Raw genomic sequence first — 20,785 nt, forward strand, 5'->3', positions numbered from 1 at the left:
ACCGCCAGGCGGGACGGCACGGTCGTCCCGCCGGTCAGGACAGCCCGAGTTCGTTGTCGAGCATGTCGAACATGGCGTCGTCGGTGGCTTCGTCGAAGTCGAAGTCCTGTTCCGGAGCCGGGTCGTCGCCGCGCAGCGACAGCCACTTCGACCGGAGGACTTCGAGCCGGCCGGTGACCTGCTCGTGCAGCTGCTCGTCCACCCGCACACCCTCGAAGACCCGCTGCAATCGGTCCAATTCGGACAGCAGTGCGGTCGCCGAGTCCTGCTCCGGTGCGAGTTCGGCGAGCAGGTGCTCGACCAGCTCGGCGGGGGTCGGGTGGTCGAACAGCAGCGTCGCGGGCAACCGGAGACCGGTGGCTGTGCCGAGGCGGTTGCGGAACTCGACCGCGGTGAGGGAGTCGAAGCCGAGCGATTTGAACTCATCGTCGGGCCGGACCGCCCATTGCTCGTCAGCCCCGGGCTCGCCCGCGGAGTGTCCGAGGACCGCGGCGACGTCCTTGCGCACCAGTTCCAGCAGGGCCTCGCGTCGCTGGGCCGCGTCCATCCCGGTGAGCCGTTGCGCCAAATCGTCTCCGCCCGCCGCGGTGCGCCGGGCCGGGGTGCGGACCAGTCCGCGCAGCAGCCATGGGACCTCGTCCCGGGCCCGCAGCGCGGCCGAGTCCAACCGCACCGGGGCGAGCACCGGCTCGGCTGATCCGACCGCGGCGTCGAACAGCGCGAGACCGTCCACTGCGGACAGCGGCGGAGTTCCGGCGCGACTCATGCGTTCGGACTCCTCCCCACCGAGCATCCCCTGGTCCCATGCGCCCCACGCCAGCGAAACGGCGGGCGATCCGGCTGCACGCCGGTGCCGCGCGAGGGCGTCGAGGTAGGAGTTCGCGGCCGCGTAGTTGCCCTGCCCGGCCGTGCCGAACAGCCCGGCGGCCGAGGAGAACAGCACGAACCCGTCCAGTTCCAGGGCCTTCGTCGCCTCGTGCAGGTTCCACGCGGCGTCGACCTTCGGTCGCAGCACGGCCGAGGTCCGCTCCGCGTCGAGCGAGCCGAGCACACCGTCGTCGAGCACTCCGGCGCTGTGCACCACGGCTCGCAGCGGGAACTCGGCCGGGATGTCCGCGAGCACTCGGTCCAGCTGCTCTCGATCGGCGGCGTCGCAGGCCACGATGGACGCTTGTGAGCCGAGTTCTTGCAGTTCGGCGACGAGTTCGGCCGCGCCCTCCGCCTCCGGCCCCCGGCGACCGGCCAGCAGCAGCCGCGGCACTCCTCGCTCGGCGAGGTGCCGGGCGAGGAGGCGGCCGAGACCACCGGTGCCGCCGGTGATGAGAACGGTGCCGTCCCAACTCACCGGCTCCGCGGCGGTCTCCCGCACGAGGCGGCGGACTCGCACCTTTCCGTCCACGATGGACGCTTCCGGTTCGGTGCAGGACAGCGCCCGCAGCAACGCATCCGCTTCGACGTCGGCGCCGAGGTGCAGAAGGCCGAAGTTGCCCGGATTCTCCGACTCCCCGGTGCGCACCAGACCGGCCGCGGTCGCGGCGGCGAGATCGTCCCGCATCGCGAACACGAGCCTGCCGGGGCCGCTCCAGTTCTGGAGCGCTGCGCGCACCTGGTTCGTCAGCTCGTGCGCGGACTCCGGTGAATCGTCGCCGTGCAGCGAGCACAGCACGGTCCGGTCCTCGTCCACGTCCGATGGCGCGGTGCGCACGTCGACCTGCACACCGCCCGCCTTGAGCACGTCGGCCAGTCCGAACGGGTCGGCCCCGGCCAGGATCGGCGCCGCGGCACGATCCGGCTGCTGCGGCAGCGCTGTCCACTCCGGACGGTAGAGCGAGTCGGTGCCGTGCAACGGTTGCTGCTTGCGGGTGCGCAGCGAGCGGATGGTGGCGACCGGGTTTCCGGAACCGTCCACCAGCGCGATGCTCAGCGCCTCACCGGCCCGGCGCAGTCGCACGCGCAGCGCGGATGCGCCGGTGGCGTGCAGCGACACGCCCTCCCACGTGAACGGGACACCACCTTCGGCATCGGTGAGCATCGCCGCGTGCAGCGCGGAGTCCAGCAGCGCCGGGTGCAACCCGTAGCGGCCGGCATCGACCTCGTCGGGCAGGTCGACCTCCGCGAACAGCTCGTCGCCGTCCTGCCACGCGGCGCGCAAGCCCTGGAACAGCGGGCCGTACTCGAAGCCGAGGTCGGCGAAGCGCTCGTAGCATCCTTCGACGTCCAGCGGGGTTCCGGTCGGCGGCCACGCGACTTCGTCCGCCGCAGCAGTCTCGGCGACGAGCGTGCCGGTGGCGTGCAGCGTCCATTCCTGCGCATCGTCGTGTCGCGAGTGGACGGTCAGCGTGCGGGCACCGGATTCCTCGGACGAGGCATGGACTTGGAGCTGCACCCCGCCTCGCTCGGGCAGCACGAGCGGCGCGGCGAGCGTCAACTCCTCCACCTGCGGGTGTCCGGATTCCGCTCCGGCGCGCAGCGCCAACTCCAGCAGCGCCGTGCCCGGCACCAGCACCGCGCCCGAGACCACGTGCTCGGCCAGCCACGGATGCGTGCGCCGCGAGAGCCTGCTCGTGAACAGCAACCCGTCCGAGTCGGCGAGTTCCACCGCGGCCCCGAGCAGCGGGTGCCCGGCCGCGCGCATACCCGCGGCAGTTACGTCGCCGGAGCGCACTGGGGCTTCCGGCCAGAACCGGCGGCGCTGGAACGGGTAGGTGGGCAGCTCGACCGGGCGGGCGTCCGGAAGCATCCGCCGCCAGTCCGGGCGCACGCCGCGGGCGTGCAGTTGCCCGGCCGCGTGCAGCGCGACGGATTCCTCCGGCTCATCGGCGCGCAGCAGCGGGATCAGTGCGCCATCGGTGGATTCGCGAGCCAGCGAGGTGAGCACCGCATCCGGACCGATCTCCAGGAAGGTGTCCGCGCCGAGTTCGGCGAGCCGCCGGACACCGTCGGCGAACCGCACCTCGCGCCGGACGTGCTCGACCCAGTAGTCGGCGTCCAGCTCCGCGATCCGGTCACCGGTCACTGTGGAGACAATCGGTATTTCCGGCTCGTGGAAAGAGATTTCGGCGAGAACGTCGCGGAAGTCGGCCAGCACCGGGTCCATCAGCGGCGAGTGGAAGGCATGCGAGACGCGCAGCGCGGTCGTCTTGCGCACCTGCTCGGCGAAATGGGCGGCGATCTCTTCGACCGCTTCGGCAGGTCCGGAGATCACGGTCGATTGCGGCCCGTTGATCGCGGCGATGCCGACGTCCGAGTATCCTGCCAGTTGCTCGGCGACCTCGGCTTCAGTTGCGCGGATCGCGGTCATCGCGCCACCGCCGGGCAACGCCTGCATCAACCGTCCCCGGGCTGTCACCAGCTTCGCGGCGTCCGCGAGCGACAGCACGCCCGCCACGTGCGCGGCCGCGATCTCGCCGATGGAGTGCCCGGCGAGGTAGGCCGGGCGCACGCCCCAGTGCTCCGTGAGCCGGAACAGGGCCACTTCCAGCACGAACAACGCGGGCTGAGCGAACTCCGTGCGGTTCAACGGCTCCGCGTCCTCGCCCCACACGACTTCCCGCAACGGCAGCGCCGAATGGGCGTCCACCGCCGCGGCCGCTGCGTCGAAAGCCTCCGCGAACACCGAGAACCGCCCGTACAACTCCCGGCCCATCCCGAGCCGCTGCGCGCCCTGACCGGTGAACAGCGCGGCGAGTTCACCCGTCCCGCGGCCGCTTTCGACCACGGCCGGATGTGGTGTTCCTCCGGCCAGTGCGGTCAGTGCTTCAGCCGCCTGCTCCGAGTCCTGCGCGTGCACGGCTGCGCGGTGCTCGAAGAGCGACCGGGTGGTCGCCAGCGAGAAGCCGAGGTCACCGAGGGCGGAATCGCGTCCGCGCAGGTGCTCGGCCAGCCGGAGGGCCTGCGCGCGCAGCGCTTCCGGGGTTCGGGCGGACAGGACCAGCGCAGCGGGCCGCGGTTCGGGCTCGGAATCCGGGCGCTCGACCGCGGGCGCCTGTTCGATGATCGTGTGCACGTTGGTGCCACTGATGCCGAACGATGAGACCCCGGCCCGGCGCGGGCGATCAACCTCCGGCCATGCGGAGGACTCGGCCAGCAGCTCGACCGCTCCGGCAGACCAGTCCACTTCGGACGACGGGCTGGCAGCGTGCAACGTGCGCGGGAGCTGTCCGTGCCGCATCGCCAGGATCATCTTGATGACTCCGGCGACACCGGCGGCGGCCTGGGTGTGCCCGATGTTCGACTTCACCGAACCCAGCAGCAGCGGTTGCGAGCGATCCTGCCCGTAAGTGGCCAGCAGCGCCTGGGCCTCGATCGGGTCACCGAGCTTGGTTCCGGTGCCGTGCGCCTCCACCACGTCGACGTCCTGAGTGGACAATCCCGCGCTGGACAACGCCTGTCGGATCACCCGCTGCTGCGACGGCCCGTTCGGCGCCGTGAGCCCGTTGGAGGCGCCGTCCTGGTTGACCGCACTGCCGCGCAGCACCGCCAGCACCTCGTGCCCGTTCCGGCGCGCATCCGACAACCGTTCCAACGCGAGCATCCCGACACCTTCGGACCAGCCGACACCGTCCGCGGAATCCGAGAACGCCTTGCAGCGCCCGTCCGGGGAAAGACCGCGCTGCCGGGAGAACTCCACGAACGCCGCCGGTGTCGCCATCACGGTAACACCCCCCGCCAAGGCCAGCGAGCACTCGCCGGACCGCAGCGCTTGCGCCGCCCAATGCATCGCCACCAGCGAAGACGAACACGCGGTGTCCACTGTGACCGCCGGCCCCTCGAAGCCGAACGTATAGGACACTCGGCCGGAGGCGATGCTGCCCGCGCTGCCGTGCCCTTGGTAGCCGCCGTGCTCGTCGGCGGAGAGCGTTTCGCTGTAGTCGTTGTACATCACGCCCGCGAAGACCCCGGTCGGGCTGCCGCGCAGCGATCCCGGATCGATCCCCGCGCGCTCCACGGCCTCCCAGGTGATCTCCAGCAGCAGCCGCTGCTGCGGGTCGGTGGTCAGCGCCTCCCGCGGGCTCATTCCGAAGAAGGCCGGGTCGAATTCCGCCGCGTCGTGCAGGAATCCGCCGTGCCGGGTGGTCGACGTGCCGACGGCGTCGGGGTCCGGGTCGTAGAGCGCGTCGAGATCCCAGCCGCGGTCGGACGGGAAACCGGAGATCGCGTCCGCGCCCTCCGAGATGAGCTGCCAGAACTCATCGGGCGAAGACACTCCGCCCGGGTAGCGGCAGGCCATGCCGACGATGACGATCGGGTCGTCCCCGGCGTCCTCGCGCGCCACGTGCTGCGGCGTGGTTTCCGGCCGCTCGCCGAGGATTTCGGCGAGCAGGTGGGTGCTCAGCGCGGTCGCCGTCGGGTGGTCGAAGACCAGCGTGGCGGGCAGCCGCAAACCGGTCTGCTCGGCGATCCGGTTGCGCAGCTCGACTGCGGTGAGCGAGTCGAATCCGAGGTTCTGAAACGCCAGGTCGGAGTCCACTTCGGACGAATCGGTGTGGCCGAGGACCGCGGCGGCCTGACCGCGCACCAGCTCCAGCAGATGCACCGCGCGCTCGTCCGCACCCATCGCGGTGAGGCGGTCGCCGAGCGTGCTCGTGGCACCCACGTTCGCCGCGCGCCGCCGGGCCGGTGCGCGAACCAGCCCGCGCAGCAGGTCGGGCACGTCGCGCTGCCCCCGCAGCACCGAGAAGTCGAACCGCACCGGCAGCGGCGCGGCCTGCCCGCTGCGCAGCGCCGCGTCGAACAACGCGAGGCCCTGCTGGTGCGACAGCGGTGGGATGCCGGAGCGCGCGAGCCTGAGCCGGTCGGCCTCGGACAGCGTGCCCGTCATGCCACCGGTCTCCACCCACGGACCCCAGGCCAGCGACACCGCGGGCTTGCCCTCGGCGCGCCGATGCTCGGCGAGGGCATCGAGGTAGGCGTTGGCGGCGGCGTAGTTGCCCTGGCCCGCGGCGCCGAATGTGCCTGCCAGGGAGGAGAACAGCACGAACTCGGCAAGGTCGCCGGCGAGTTCGTGCAGGTTCCAGGCGGCGTCCACCTTCGGCCGCAGCACGGCGGAAAGCCGCTCGGGGTCCAGCGAGTCGAGCACGCCGTCGTCGAGGATTCCGGCGGTGTGCACGACCGCGCCGACGGGGTTGTCGGCCAGCAGGTCGCGCAGCGCGTCGCGGTCGGCGACGTCGCAGGCTGCCACGCGCACGTCGGCGTCTCCGGAAAGCCCGGCGAGCTCGTCCAGCAGCTCCGGCGCCCCCGCGGCCGCGGCGCCGCTGCGGCTGACCAGCAGCAGCTCGCGGACACCGTGCGCGGTGACGAGGTGGCGGGCCAGCGCGCCGCCGAGACCGCCGGTGCCGCCGGTGATGAGCACGCGGCCGCACGAGGCCCAGTCGACCCGCCGCGGCTGCTCGGTGATCCGCGCCAAGCGCCCGACGCTGCGGGAGCCTGCGCGGATGAGCTGCGGCTCGGGCGTGCCCAGCGCCTCGGGCAGCGCGGCGAGGGAGTCGGCGGTGCCGTCGAGGCCGACGAGGCCGAACGCGCCGGGGTGTTCGGCGAGCGCGGCCCGCACCAGACCCCACACCGCCGCGGTGGCGGGATCGGCTTGCCCGGCGGGACGGAGCGGTTCCGTGACGAACACCAGCCGTGCGTCGGCGAAGCGGTCGTCGCGCTGCCACTGCTGGAGCAGCCCGAGCACGTGGGCGGTCAGCTCGTGCACCCGGGCCGGCTCGGGACCGGTCGCGGGGATCGGGACGAGCACGACCTCCGGTACCTCGCTGATCGAGGCGAGGTCGGCGTGCACCGGCCAGTCACCGAAGGACTCGCCCAAGACCGCGATCGAGGGCACCGGCTCGGCGGGCTCGGCATCGGTCCAGTTCAGCCAGTACAGCGAGTCCGCATCGGCGCTCTGCTGCCCGGAATCCGCCCGCAGCAGCAGGGATTCGACGGACACGACCGGATTTCCCGCGGCGTCGGCCGCGGCGATCGACACAGCGGCGTCGGCCGCGGCGATCGACACCGCGTCCTCGGCCGCGCGCGTGATCTTCACGCGCAGGGCTTCGGCTCCGGTGGCGTGCACGGACATGCCCCGCCAGGAGAACGGCAGCGCGCCCGTCGGGAGGTCACCGAGCCACGCCGCAGCCTGCACACCCGCATCGAGCAGCGCCGGGTGCACGCCGAAGCCTTCGGTCGCGGTGCCCTCCGGCAGCCCGACCTCGGCGTAGACCGCGCCGTCGGCTCGCCACAGCGCACGCAGCCCGCGGAACGCCGTGCCGTACTCGAATCCGGCCGCGGCGAGCCGGTCGTAGGCTCCGTCGAGGTCGATCGGCTCCGCTTCCGGCGGCCAACTGCCGAGTACGACATCGGTGTTTCCGGCGGTTCCCAGCGTCCCGGCCGCGTTATGGCGCCACTGGCCGCCTTCGGCGCTCTCCGGTCGGGAGTAGATCGCGACGGCGCGCCGCCCGGTGCCGTCCGGTGCGTCCACCCACACCTGCACGTGCACCGGATCGTCGTCGGGCAGCACCAGCGGGGCGGCCAGCGTCAGCTCCTCGACGTGCTCGCACCCGGCCTCGTCCCCGGCCCGCAGCGCGATGTCGGCCAGCGCGGTACCGGGAACCACGACCGCACCGCGCACCACGTGCTCGGCCAGCCACGGGTGGGTGTGCGTGGAAAGCCTGCCGGAGAGCAGGAATCCGCCTTGGTCGGCACGCTCCACTGTGGCGCCGAGCAAGGGGTGTTCGGCTGCGGACAGCCCGGCCGCCCGGACGTTCCCGGCCCGGCCGCCCGGTTCCGGCCAGAAGCGGCGGTGCTGGAACGGATAGGTCGGCAGGTCGACCTGCCGCGTCCCGGCCAGCAGCGGCGCGAAGTCGACGTCGACGCCGCGGGAGTGCAACTCGGCCAGGCCGGTCAGCACGGCGCGGTCTTCGCCGATGTCCTTGCGCAGCAGGGCGATCGCGGCAGTGTCGTCCAGCGCTCCCGACCCGTCCGCAGCTTCGGTTCCGGACGATTCGGCGGCCAGCGCGGCCAGTGAGCCGTCCGGACCGATCTCGGCGATGCTGCGCACGCCCCGGCCCACCAGCTCGCGGACGGCATCGGCGAAACGGACGGGGCGGCGGACGTGCTCGACCCAGTGCTCGGGGTCAGCGAGGTCCGCCGCGGAACCGGTCACAGTGGACACTACCGGGATTTCTGCGTCAGAGAAGGCGATTCCGGCGATCGCATCCCGGAATTCGTCCAGCATCGGCTGCATCAAGGGCGAGTGGAAGGCGTGCGAGACGCGCAGCCGCGTCGTCCGCTCGAACCGCGACTCGATCGCGGCGACCGCATCCTCCGCGCCGGACACGACGACCGAGCACGGGCCGTTGACCGCGGCGACACCGATGTCGGAGCGCCCTGCCAGCTGCTCGGCGACCTCGGCTTCCGTCGCGCGGATCGCGGCCATCGCGCCGCCTTCCGGCAACGCCTGCATCAACCGGCCCCGAGCGGTCACCAGCTTCGCCGCATCCTCCAACGAGAACACACCCGCCACATGCGCGGCCGCGATCTCGCCGATGGAGTGCCCCGCCAAGCAGTCCGGGCGGGCGCCGAACGACTCGACGAGCCGGAACAGGGCGACTTCCAGCACGAACAACGCGGGCTGAGCGAACTCCGTGCGGTTCAACGACTCCGCGTCTCCACCCCACACGACCTCCCGCAACGGCAACGCCAAATGCGCATCCACCGCCGCAGCCGCCGCGTCGAAAGCCTCCGCAAACACCGGGAACCGCCCGTACAACTCCCGGCCCATGCCGAGCCGCTGCGCACCCTGACCGGCGAACACGAAACCGAGCCCGCCTTCCACGGCATGCCCGCGCACAACACCCGAGGCTTCGCCGGAGGCCAGCGCACGCAGCAGGTCGGCACCGTCCGCTGTGGAATCGGTCAGCACCGCCGCTCGGTGCTCGAAATCGGCGCGGACGCCGAGCGAGCGCGAGATGTCCGCCGGGTGCTCATCGCTGAGGTGCGCGGCCAGCTGCGCGGCCTGGTCCCGCAGCGCCTCCTCGGAACGCGCCGAGAGCACCCACGGCACCACCGAAAATGGCGGTTCCGCACGCTCCGGTTCCGGGTCCGGCTGTTCCAGGATCAGGTGCGCGTTGGTGCCGCTGATGCCGAACGACGAGACCCCGGCGCGGCGCCGCTGGATCGGCTCCGGCCAAGGGGCGTGCTCGGCGAGCAGCCGCACCTGCCCGGATTCCCAGTCGACGTGCGGCGAAGGCTCGTCGGAGTGCAGCGTGCGCGGGAGCTGACCATGCCGCATGGCCATGACCATCTTGATCACGCCCGCCACCCCGGCCGCGGCCTGCGCGTGGCCGATGTTGGACTTCACCGAGCCCAGCATGAGCGGCGTGTCCCGGTCCTGCCCGTAGGTCGCCAGCAGCGCCTGCGCCTCGATCGGATCACCCAGCGTGGTACCGGTTCCGTGCGCTTCGACCGCATCCACGTCCTTAGTGGACAGACCAGCGCTCGCCAACGCCTGCCGGATCACCCGCTGCTGCGACGGCCCGTTCGGCGCGGTGAGCCCGTTCGACGCACCGTCCTGGTTCACCGCCGAGCCGCGCAGCACCGCCAGCACGCGATGCCCGTTGCGCTGAGCGTCGGACATTCGCTCCAGCACGACCATGCCGACGCCCTCGGACCAGCCGACGCCGTCCGCATCCGCCGAGAACGAGCGGCAGCGGCCGTCCGGGGAAAGCCCGCGCTGGCGGGAGAATTCGACGAACGTGCTCGGCGTGGACATCACCGCGACGCCGCCGGCGAGCGCGAGCGAGCACTCCCCCGCCCGCAGCGCCTGCGCGGCCAAGTGCATCCCGACCAGCGACGACGAGCACGCGGTGTCCACCGTGACCGCCGGTCCCTCGAAGCCGAACGTGTAGGACACCCGGCCGGAGGCGACGCTGCCCGCGCTGCCGCTGCCCTGGTAGCCCTCGAACTCCTCGCCGCCGAGCAGCGTGCCGTAGTCGTTGTACATCACCCCGGCGAACACGCCGGTGCGGCTGCCGCGCAGCGCGCTCGGGTCCATCCCGGCGCGCTCGACCGCCTCCCAGGAGGCCTCCAGCAGCAGGCGTTGCTGCGCGTCGGTGGCGACCGCTTCCCGCGGGCTCATGCCGAAGAAGCCCGGGTCGAATTCCGCCGCGTCGCGCAGGAATCCGCCGTGGCGGGTGTAGGAGGTGCCGCGGTGGTCCGGGTCCGGGTGGTAGAGCTCGTCGAGCTGCCAGCCGCGGTCGGCGGGGAACTCCGTGATCGCGTCACCGCCCTCGGCGACCAGCCGCCACAGGTCCTCGGGCGAGCTCACCCCGCCCGGGTAGCGGCAGGACATGCCCACGATCACGACCGGGTCGTCGGCGACCGGCGCGAGCGCGTCGGCGGGCACCACGCCGGTCTCGCCGAACAGCTCCGCGGCGAGATGCCGGGCCAGCTCCTCGGCGTTCGGGTGGTCGAACACGACCGTCGCGGGCAGCTGCAGCCCGGTGTCCGCGTTGAGGCCGTTGCGCAGCTCCACCGCGGTCAGCGAGTCGAATCCGAGTTCCTGGAAAGCGCGCCGCGCAGGCACTTCCGCACCGTCGGTGTGGCCGAGCACCTGCGCGATCCGACCGCGTACCAGTTGCAGCAGCGTGGCGGCCCGCTCGGCTTCGGACAGCCCACCGAGCCGATCGGCCAGTGCTCGCGACACCGCGCCACCTGCGCCGGCGCGCCTGGTGCGCCCGCGCACCAAGCCGCGCAACACCGCCGGGAGCCCGTCCTGTTCCCGCAGCGCGCCCAAGTCCAGTCGGGCGGGCACGACGACCGCGTCCGCCGCGCCGGTGGCCCGGTCGAACATGCGCAGTCCCTGCTCGATCGCGAGCGGCGGCAGCCCGGCCCGCTCCATCCGATCCCGCTCGGAACCGCTGAGATTCCCGGTCATTCCGGCGGAATTCGCCCACGGGCCCCAAGCCAGCGAAACCGCAGGCAGGCCGGTCGCGCGACGATGCGCGGCCAGCGCGTCCAGGAAGGCGTTGGCGGCGGCGTAATTGCCCTGAGCGGCCGAGCCGAGCGTCCCGGCCAGTGAGGAGAACAGCACGAACGCCGACAGCTCCCCGGCGAGTTCGTGCAAGTGCCAGGCCGCGTCGACCTTCGGCCGCAGCACCGCGGACAACCGGTCCTCGGTGAGCGTTTCGAGCACGCCGTCGTCGAGCACCCCCGCCGCGTGCACCACGGCACCGACGTCGTACCGGGCGAGCAGGTCGGCGACCTCGGCGCGCTGCGCGACGTCGCAGGCCGCGACCTGCACATCGGCGTCCATCGCGGTGAGTTCGGCGACCAGCGGCACCACGCCGGGCGCTTCCCCGCCACTGCGGCTGACCAGCAGCAGCCGCCGCACGCCGCGCTCGTTGACCAGGTGCCGCGCGACCTCCGCGCCGAGGCCGCCGGTTCCGCCGGTGATGAGCACCAGCTCGGCGGGGTGCCAGCGGGCGGGCTCGACGGTCTCCGGCACGCGGGTCAACCGGGCGGCCGAGAGTTCGCCGTCGCGCATCCGCAGCTGTGGTTCGCCGCTGCTCAGCGCACGGGCCAGCAGTTCCGGATCGGGCGCGTCACCGGCCAGGTCGAGCAGCCCGAACGCACCGGGGTTCTCCCGCTCGGCAGTGCGCACCAAGCCCCACACGGCGGAGGCGGCCCAGTCGGCGGATTCCGGGTCGGTGGCTCGCCGGGTGACGAAGACGAGCCGCTGCCCGTCCGGCTTGGCCTGAATCTTGCGCAACACCGCGGCGGTGAGCGATCGCACGCCGTCCGGAACGGATTTCCCTTGCAGCGCAACAGGAACGAGTACCACGTCGGGGCCGTCGTGGATGCCCGCGGCGTGCAGCGCGTGCCGGAGGCCGAAACCGTCACCATCCACAGTGGCTTCAAACGGACGTGGTGCCTCGTCGGGGATCGGGTTCCACTCCAGCCGGTACAGCGGGTCCTGCTTCGTGCCGGCACTGGTGGGTTCGCGCAGCGTGAGGGAGTCCACTGTGGCCACCGGTGCACCGGAGGGGTCCGCGAGCGACAGTGCTACCGCGTCGGAGCCGTCCGGGGTGATCCGCACCCGCAGCGCGCTCGCGCCCGTGGCGTGCAGCGACACACCGTCCCAGGAGAACGGCACTCCCGGCTCCCGGCCCAGCTGCGAAGTCACGTGCAGCGCGGCGTCGAACAGCGCCGGGTGCAGGCCGTAGCTCGCGGCGTCCGCGCTGGCCTGTTCGGGTAGCTCGACCTCGGCGAACAGCTCATCGCCGCGCCGCCACGCGGCGGTGAGGCCCTGGAACGACGGGCCGTACTCGAAGCCGGACTCGGCGAACGCCGGGTAGCAGCCCTCCAGGTCGATCGGCCGCGCGCCGGATGGGGGCCATTCCGCGAATCCGCCGCCTCCGGCCCCGGACGACACGCCGCCGGAAGCGGCCCCGGGTGGCACGGCGTCGGAGACCGCCCCGGATGACACGGCGTCGGAGACCGCCCCGGATGGCACAGCGCCGGAGGCCTCCCCGGACGAGACAGCGCCGGAGACCGCCTCGATGCGCAGCGCGCCGGAACCGGTGGTGAGAGTCCCGGTGGCGTGCCGGATCCACGGCTCGTCGGGGTCACCTTCCGGACGCGCGTGCACGTCCGCGCTGCGGCGGCCGTTCTCCGGCGCGCCCAGCCGGACCTGCAGTTGCACCGGCGCGGCCGCGGGCAGTTCGAGCGGCGCGGCCAGCGCCAGGTCCGCGATCCGGTCGCAGCCGACCTCGTCACCGGCTCGGATCAGCAGCTCGACGAACGCGGTGCCGGGCAGCAGCACGGAGCCGCGCACCGCGTGCTCGGCCAGCCACGGCACGGAGTTGCGCGACAACCGGCCGGTGAGCAGCACCTCGCCCGACTCCGCCAGTTCGACCGCGCCGCCCAGCAGCGGATGCCCGGCCGCGCGCACGCCGAGCGCAACGGCGTCACCGGTGCCGGTGGCCGGGCTGGGCCAGAACAGCTCGTGCTGGAAGGCGTAGGTGGGCAGCGCGACGCGTCGTGCGGTGCCGAACACCGCAGACCAGTCCAGCGGAATGCCGCGCACGTGCAGCCGGGCCAGCGCCTCGACCGCGGTCCGCTCTTGCGACTCGTCCTTGCGCAGCAACCCGAAAGCGGCCGAGTCCGGCAGTTCGGCGAGCGGGGCGAGCACCGTGTCCGGGCCGATTTCGAGGAACGTGCGCACGCCGAGGTCGTGCATCGCCTGCACGCCGTCGGCGAACCGCACGGTCTCGCGCACGTGCCGGACCCAGTATTCCGCGGTGGCGATCTCGTCGTTGATCGTGCCGGTCACCGTGGACACGACCGGGATTCGCGGGGTTGCGAATTCGACGTCTTCCAGCACCGCGGCGAACTCGGCCGTCATCGGTTCCATCAGCGGCGAGTGGAAGGCGTGCGAGACGCGCAGCCGCGCGGTCCGGCGGTCGGCGAACTGCGCCAGCACCGCCTCGACCTCGGCTTCGGCACCCGAGATGACGACCGAGCCCGGGGCGTTCACGGCGGCCAGCGAACCCTGGCTGCCGGGCAGCAGCCCAGCGACCTCTTCTTCGGTGGCCTGCACGGCGACCATCGCGCCGCCCTCGGGCAGCGCCTGCATCAGCCGCCCGCGCGCGCCGACCAGCTTCGCGGCGTCCGCAAGGGACAAGACGCCCGCGACGTGCGCGGCTGCGATCTCACCGACGGAGTGCCCGGCCAAGTAGTCCGGCCGCACACCCCAAGATTCCACGAGCCGGAACAACGCCACCTCGACCGCGAACAGCGCGGGCTGGGCGAACTCGGTGCGCTCCAACCGTTCGGCGTCCTCGCCCCAGATGATCTCCCGCAGTGGCGCGGAAACGTGCGGGTCCATGGCGTCCAGCGCGGCGTCGAAGGCTTCGGCGAACACCGCGAAGCGGGAGTGCAGCTCACTTCCCATGCCGAGACGTTGCGATCCCTGCCCGGTGAACAGCACACCGAGCCGCCCGTCGACCGCTTCGCCCTCGATCGCCAGCGGATCGGATTCGCCGGTGGTCAGCGCGGCCAGCCCGCGCAGCGCCTCGTCCCGGTCCCCGGCGGCGACGACCGCGCGGTGCTCGAACGCAGAGCGGGTGGTGGCCAGCGAAAACCCGACGTCGCCGCGGGCGAGTTCCGGCTTCGCCTGCACGTGCCAGAGCAGCCGCGCAGCCTGCGCCCGCAACGCCTGCGGCGTGTGGCCGGAGAGCGCCCAGGGCAGCACACCATCCACTTCGGACTCCGGCGGCGGCTCGGAAACGGGCGGGTGCTCCAAGATCACGTGCGCGTTGGTGCCGCTGATGCCGAACGAGGACACCCCGGCGCGACGCGGGCGCCCCGGTGACGGCCAGGCGGTCGTCTCGGGCAGCGGCTCGACGGCTCCGGCCGTCCAATCGACGTGCGAGGACGGGGTTTCGGCGTGCAGGCTGCGCGGCACCTCCCCGTGCCGCATCGCGAGGATCATTTTGATCACGCCTGCGACACCGGCGGCGGCCTGGGTGTGCCCGATGTTGGACTTCACCGTCCCCAGCAGCAGCGGCTGTTCCCGGTCCTGCCCGTAGGTGGCGAGGATCGCCTGCGCCTCGATCGGATCGCCCAGCGTGGTTCCGGTGCCGTGCGCCTCCACCACATCGACGTCCTGAGTGGACAGTCCGGAGTTCGCGAGGGCCTGCCGGATCACCCGCTGCTGCGAAGGACCGTTCGGAGCGGTGAGCCCGTTGGAGGCACCGTCCTGGTTGACCGCGCCGCCCTTCAGCACGCCCAGGATCTCGTGCCCGTTGCGCTGCGCATCGGACATCCGCTCCAGCACCAGCATCCCGACGCCCTCGGACCAGCCGACGCCGTCCGCGGCATCCGAGAACGCCTTGCAGCGCCCGTCGGCGGCGAGGCCGCGCTGCCGGGAGAAGTCGACGAAGGTGCTCGGCGTGGACATCACCGTCACGCCGCCGGCCAGCGCCATCGAGCACTCGCCGGACCGCAGCGCTTGCGCCGCCCAATGCATCGCCACCAGCGACGAGGAGCACGCGGTGTCGACCGTGACCGCAGGGCCTTCGAGGCCGAAGGTGTATGCGACGCGGCCGGATGCGACGCTCGGCGCGCTGCCGTTGCCGCGGTAGTCCTCGAATTCCGCGCCCGGCAGCAGCGTGCCGTAGTCGTTGTACATCACCCCGGCGAACACTCCGGTGGCGCTGCCCTGCAGCGCGAGCGGGTCGAACCCGGCGCGCTCCAGCGCTTCCCACGAGGTCTCCAGCAGCAACCGCTGCTGCGAGTCGGTCGCCAGCGCTTCCCGGGGGCTCATGCCGAACAGGGCCGGGTCGAATTCGCCCGCGTCGTGCAGGAATCCGCCTTCGCGCACGTAGGTGGTTCCGGGCGCATCCGGGTCGGGATCGTAGAGGCGGTCGAGTTCCCAGCCGCGGTTTGCGGGGAATTCGGTGATGCCGTCGCCGCCTTCGGCGACCAGCCGCCACAAGTCTTCCGGCGAGTTCACCCCACCCGGGTAGCGGCAAGCCATGCCGACCACCACTACCGGATCGTCCGAAGTGGGCACGCGTGCGTTTTCCCGCCCGCTGTGCGACTCCCGTCCGAACAGTTCGCCGTGCAGGTGCTCGGCCAGCGCTGTCGGTGTCGGGTGGTCGAAGACGAGCGTCGCGGCCAGCCGCAGGCCGGTGTCCGCGTTGAGCCCGTTGCGCAACTCCACCGCGGTCAGCGAATCGAACCCGAGGTCCTGGAACTGCCGCGCCGCCGGGACCGCGGAGGCACCGGAATGCCCGAGCACCACGGCGATCCGGCCGCGCACCAGTTCCAAAATGGACTCGCGCCGTTCCTCCGGGGCGAGCCCCGACAGCCGGGCGGTGAGATCGTCCGCGGCCGCCGACCGGGCGGCGGCCCGGCGAACCGGTGCACGGACCAGCCCGCGCAGCAGCGGCGCGACCGCACCGGCCGAACGCAGCGACGCGAGATCCAGGCGCATCGGCAGCTGCACCGGCTCGCCGCCGATCGCGGCGTCGAACAGCGCGAGCGCCTGATCCGGTTCCAGCGACGGCATCCCGGCGCGGGCGACTCGTTGCGCATCGACCTCGCTCAGCGCGGAGGTCATGCCGACTGCGCTGCTCCACGGCCCCCAGGCCAGCGAAGTCGCGGGCAGCCCGGCCGCGCGGCGGTGCTCGGCGAGCGCGTCCAGGTAGGCGTTGCCCGCGGCGTAGTTGCCCTGCCCGGCGCTGCCGAAGGACGCGGCCGCCGATGAGAACAGCAGGAAGGCGTCGAGCCGGTGCTCGCGGGTGAGTTCGTGCAGGTGCCAGGCGGCGTCGGCTTTCGGGCGCAGCACCGCGTCCAGCCGCGCGCCGTCCAGCGCGGTCAGCACGCCGTCGTCGACGATCCCGGCGGTGTGCACGACCGCGCGCAGCGGACGCTCGGCGGGGATCTGCGCGATCAGCTCGGCGAGCGCGGCGCGGTCGGTGACGTCGCAGGCGCGCACAGTCGCCTCAGCACCGGACTCGGCCAGTTCGTCCACCAGCTCGTCGGCGCCGTCGGCGGCCGGTCCGCTGCGGCTGACCAGCAGCAGGTGCCGGACGCCGCGCTCGACGACCAGGTGGCGGGCCAGCGCGCCGCCGAGGCCGCCGGTGCCACCGGTGATCAGCACCGTGCCTTCGGAGCTCCACTCGACGGGCTCGGCGGCGTAACCGCGGGCCAGTCGGGCGGCCAGCACGTCCTCGCCGCGCGCGAGCAGGTCGTGCTCGCCGGTGGTGAGCGCTGCCGCGATCGCGCGCGGGCTCGGGTCGTCGAGCTGGAGCAGCCCGAACCGGCCGGGGTTCTCGGTCTCGGCGACGCGGACGAGGCCGTGCACCGCGGCGGCGCCCGGGTCGGTGGCCGCGGGCGGGGTGGCGAAGACCAGGCGAGCGGGCGGTTCTTCGGCGAGCCAGCGCTGCACCAGGTTCAGAGCGGTCGCGGTGAGTTCGTGCGCGGCGTCGGCGCCGGGACCACCGCTCAGCGGCACGATCACCGCGGGCGGGAGCTCGGCGAGCCGGTCGAGGCCGTCGAAGATCTTCTGCACGGCGTCCCGCGCGACAACGTCTCTCTGTCCTGCTATGGCCTGCGACGCGATCTGCTGCGCTGTCAGGTGGTGCACGTCGGCCCCGGTTGCGCGCAGCGACTCGGCGAGACCGGGCGGGTCCGCCGAACCCGCCGAGATCGGTTCCGCCACCGCCACCGCTTCCGGGGCGGTACCGGTCTGCACCGGTGTCCACTCCGGACGGAACAACGCGTCGCGCAGCAACGCCGCGCTGGAGAGTTCCGAGCTGGGAACTTCCCGCGCCAGCAGGGAATCGAAGCTCGCGACCGGCTGCCCCAGCGCGTCCGCCACGACCACCGACACCGCGTCGTCGTCGACCCGCGAGATCCGCGCGCGCACGGTCGCGGCCCCGGGCGCGTGCAGCGCGACCCCTTCCCAGGCGAACGGCAACCCGCCGCGGCTGATCGGGCCGAGGTCGGCGAACGCGGCGGCGTGCTGCGCGGCGTCCAGCAGCGCCGGGTGCAGACCGAACGCGGTCGCGTCGACGTCCTCGGGCAGCGCGACCTCGGCGAAGACTTCGCCGTCGCCGCGCCAAGCGCGTCGCAGTCCGCGGAACGCGGGGCCGTAGTCGAAGCCCATGTCGCGCAGCCGTTCGTAGCAGCCGTCGAGGTCGACTTCCGCGGCCGCGGGCGGCCACTCGGGCAGGGCGACCCCGGCCGGTTCGCCCGCACCGAGCAAGCCGCTCGCGTGCCGGGTCCACTCGCCCAGCTCGTCCGCGCGGGAGAACACCTCCAGCGCCCGGCGCCCGCCGTCGTCCTCGGCCGCAACTCGGACCTGCAACCGGACCCCGCCCTCGGCGGGCAGCACGAGCGGCGCGGCCAGCGCCAGCTCCGCCACGTGCCCGCAGCCGGTCTCGTCCGCGGCGCGCAGCGCGATCTCGGCGAAACCGGTGCCGGGGAACAGGATCCGGCCGCCGACGACGTGCTCGGCCAGCCAGGGCTGGGTGCGCGCCGACAGCTCGGCGGAGAACACGTGCTCGCCGCCTGCCAGCTCGGCCCGTTGCCCGAGCAGCGGGTGCTCGGAGTCCGCGGCGAACGCGGCGCGGGAACTCCGCGGCCAATACCGCCGGCGCTGGAAGGGGTAGGTCGGCAGGTCGGCGATCCGCGCGCCGCTGCCTTCCAGCGTCGCTTCCCAGCGGATCGCCACCCCGGCCACGTGCAGCCGGGCCAGCGCCTCGATCGCTGCGCGTTCCTCGTCGCGGTCCTTGCGCAGCAGCGCAGCGGCTGGGATGTCGGTGTTGTCCGCGGCCATCGCGGTGCACACCCCGTCCGGTCCGAGTTCCAGCAGCGCGCGCACACCGTGCCGGTGCAGCGTGCCGATCGCGTCGGCGAAGCGGACGGGCTCGGAGGCGTGGCGCAGCCAGTATTCCGGCTCGGCGAGGTCGGCTTCCCGTCCGGACACGGTGGACACGATCGGGATTTGCAGTTCGTTGAAGGACAATCCGACCAGGACGGAACGGAAATCCGCCAGCATCGGATGCATCAGCGGCGAGTGGAAGGCGTGGCTGACGGCGAGGCGGCGCGTTTTGCGCTCGGTGCCTGCCGCGATCTCATCGAGCGAGTCGGCGGCGCCGGAAAGCACTATCGACCGCGGCCCGTTGATCGCGGCGATCCCGATGTCCGAGCGGCCCGCGATCAACTCTGCTGCCTCGTCCTCGGTGGACTGCACGGCGAGCATCGCACCGCCCGCGGGCAACTCCTGCATCAAGCGGCCGCGCGCCACGACCAGCTTCGCCGCGTCGGGCAGCGACAGCACGCCCGAGACGTGCGCGGCGGCGATCTCGCCGATGGAGTGCCCGGCCAGGTAATCCGGCCGCACTCCCCAAGATTCCACGAGCCGGAACAGCGCCACCTCGACCGCGAACAATGCGGGCTGGGTGAACTCGGTGCGCTCCAGCAGGTCGGGGTCGCCACCCCACATCACTTCCCGCAGCGGACGAGGCAGTTGCGGGTCGAGTTCCGCGCACACCGAGTCCAACGCCTCGGCGAAGACCGGGAAGCGGGCGGCGAGTTCGCGGCCCATGCCGAGCCGCTGCGATCCCTGACCGGAGAAGACAAATCCGGTCGGGCACTCATCGGCCGCTTGTCCAGTCGCGAGTTCGCCGAAATCGTCGGCGAGCAGCACGGTCCGGTGCTCGAACTCCGAGCGTGCCGCGGCGAGCGTGCGGGCGAGGTCGATCGCGGGAATTCCGGGGTGCTGCTCGGCGAAGTCCTGCACGCGGCGCACGTGCTCCGCCAGCGCTTCCGGGCTGCGCGCGGAAATCGGCAGCGCGACCACACCCGGCGTCACCGACTGCTCGCGTGGTTCGTCGGCGACCTCCGGGGCCTGCTCCAGGATCACGTGCGCGTTGGTGCCGCTGATGCCGAACGACGACACTCCCGCGCGCCGCGCGCGCTCCACCGCAGGCCACGCCGTGGCTTCGATGAGCAGATCCAGCGCACCCGAGTTCCAGTCCACATTGGAAGAAGGAGCTTCCGCGTGCAGGCTCTTCGGCAGCACGCCGTGCCGCATCGCCAGCACCATTTTGATGACGCCCGCGATCCCGGCCGCCGCCTGGGTGTGCCCGATGTTGGACTTCACCGATCCCAGCAGCAGCGGGTCCGTGCGATCCTGCCCGTAGGTCGCCAGCAACGCCTGCGCCTCGATCGGATCGCCGAGCGTGGTACCGGTCCCGTGCCCCTCGACGGCGTCCACATCGGACGCCTCCAGGTTCGCGTTGCGCAGCGCCGCCCGGATCACCCGCTGCTGCGAGGGACCGTTCGGCGCGGTGAGCCCGTTCGACGCGCCGTCCTGGTTGATCGCCGAACCCCGCACCACCGCGAGCACCGGGTGCCCGCCGCGCTGCGCGTCCGAGAGCCGTTCCAGCACGAGCACGCCCGCGCCCTCGCCCCAGCCGGTGCCGTCGGCCGCGTCCGAGTACGGCTTGCAGCGGCCGTCCGCAGCCAGCCCGTTCTGCGAGGTGAACGCCTCGAACGGGCCGGAGGTCGCCATCACCGAAGCGCCGCCGGTCAGTGCGAGCGAGCACTCCCCGGCCCGCAGCGCGCCGACCGCCTGGTGCAGCGCGACAAGTGATGACGAGCAGCCGGTGTCCACTGTGATCGCCGGGCCTTCGAGTCCGAACAGGTAGGACAACCGACCGGAGAGCACGCAAGCCGCGTGCCCGGTAGTGGAGTACACCGCGGCGTCCTCGCCGGAGCCCTCGATGACCTTGCCGTAGTCCTGGCCGGTGGTGCCCATGAACACGCCGGTTTCGGAGCCGCGCAGCGCTACCGGGTCGATGCCCGCGCGTTCCAGCGCTTCCCACGCGGTCTCCAGCAGCAGCCGCTGCTGCGGGTCCATCGCGACCGCCTCGCGCGGGGAGATCCCGAAGAATCCGGCGTCGAAATCCGCCATTCCGTCCAGGAAACCGCCCTCGAGGGCCAGGCTGCCGCCTTCCGCGAGGCGTTCGAGGTCCCACCCGCGGTCCGCCGGGAACGGGCCGACGGCGTCGCGGGCCTGCTCGACCAGTTCCCACAGCTGCTCGGGGGTGACCACGCCGCCGGGGAACCGGCAGCCCATGCCCACCACCGCGATCGGCTCGACCGAGGCGGACACCAGCCGCCGGTTCTGCTCGCCGAGCCGCTGGTTCTGCTCGCGCAGCCGCTCGGTCTCCTTCAGCGAGGCGCGGAGCGCTTCCACGTACTCGTTGTTCGCGCCGGTCATCGT

General features: G+C 72.6%; 1 protein-coding gene. It reads right to left on the bottom strand.

The features are described 5' to 3' along the window. Window positions 1–34: 34 nt before the first annotated feature. A complete protein-coding gene (locus V1457_RS27235; RefSeq protein ID WP_338597837.1) occupies window positions 35–20,782 on the bottom strand; it encodes an SDR family NAD(P)-dependent oxidoreductase in 20,748 nt (6,915 codons plus the stop codon). Between the last annotated feature and the right edge of the window lie 3 nt (window positions 20,783–20,785).

The organism is Saccharopolyspora sp. SCSIO 74807, assembly GCF_037023755.1.
Classification (GTDB): domain Bacteria; phylum Actinomycetota; class Actinomycetes; order Mycobacteriales; family Pseudonocardiaceae; genus Saccharopolyspora_C; species Saccharopolyspora_C galaxeae.

Bases quoted from the DNA above. Each gene is read 5' to 3' on its own strand.
- V1457_RS27235 (WP_338597837.1), bottom strand. From the start codon at position 20,782: ATGACCGGCGCGAACAACGAGTACGTGGAAGCGCTCCGCGCCTCGCTG.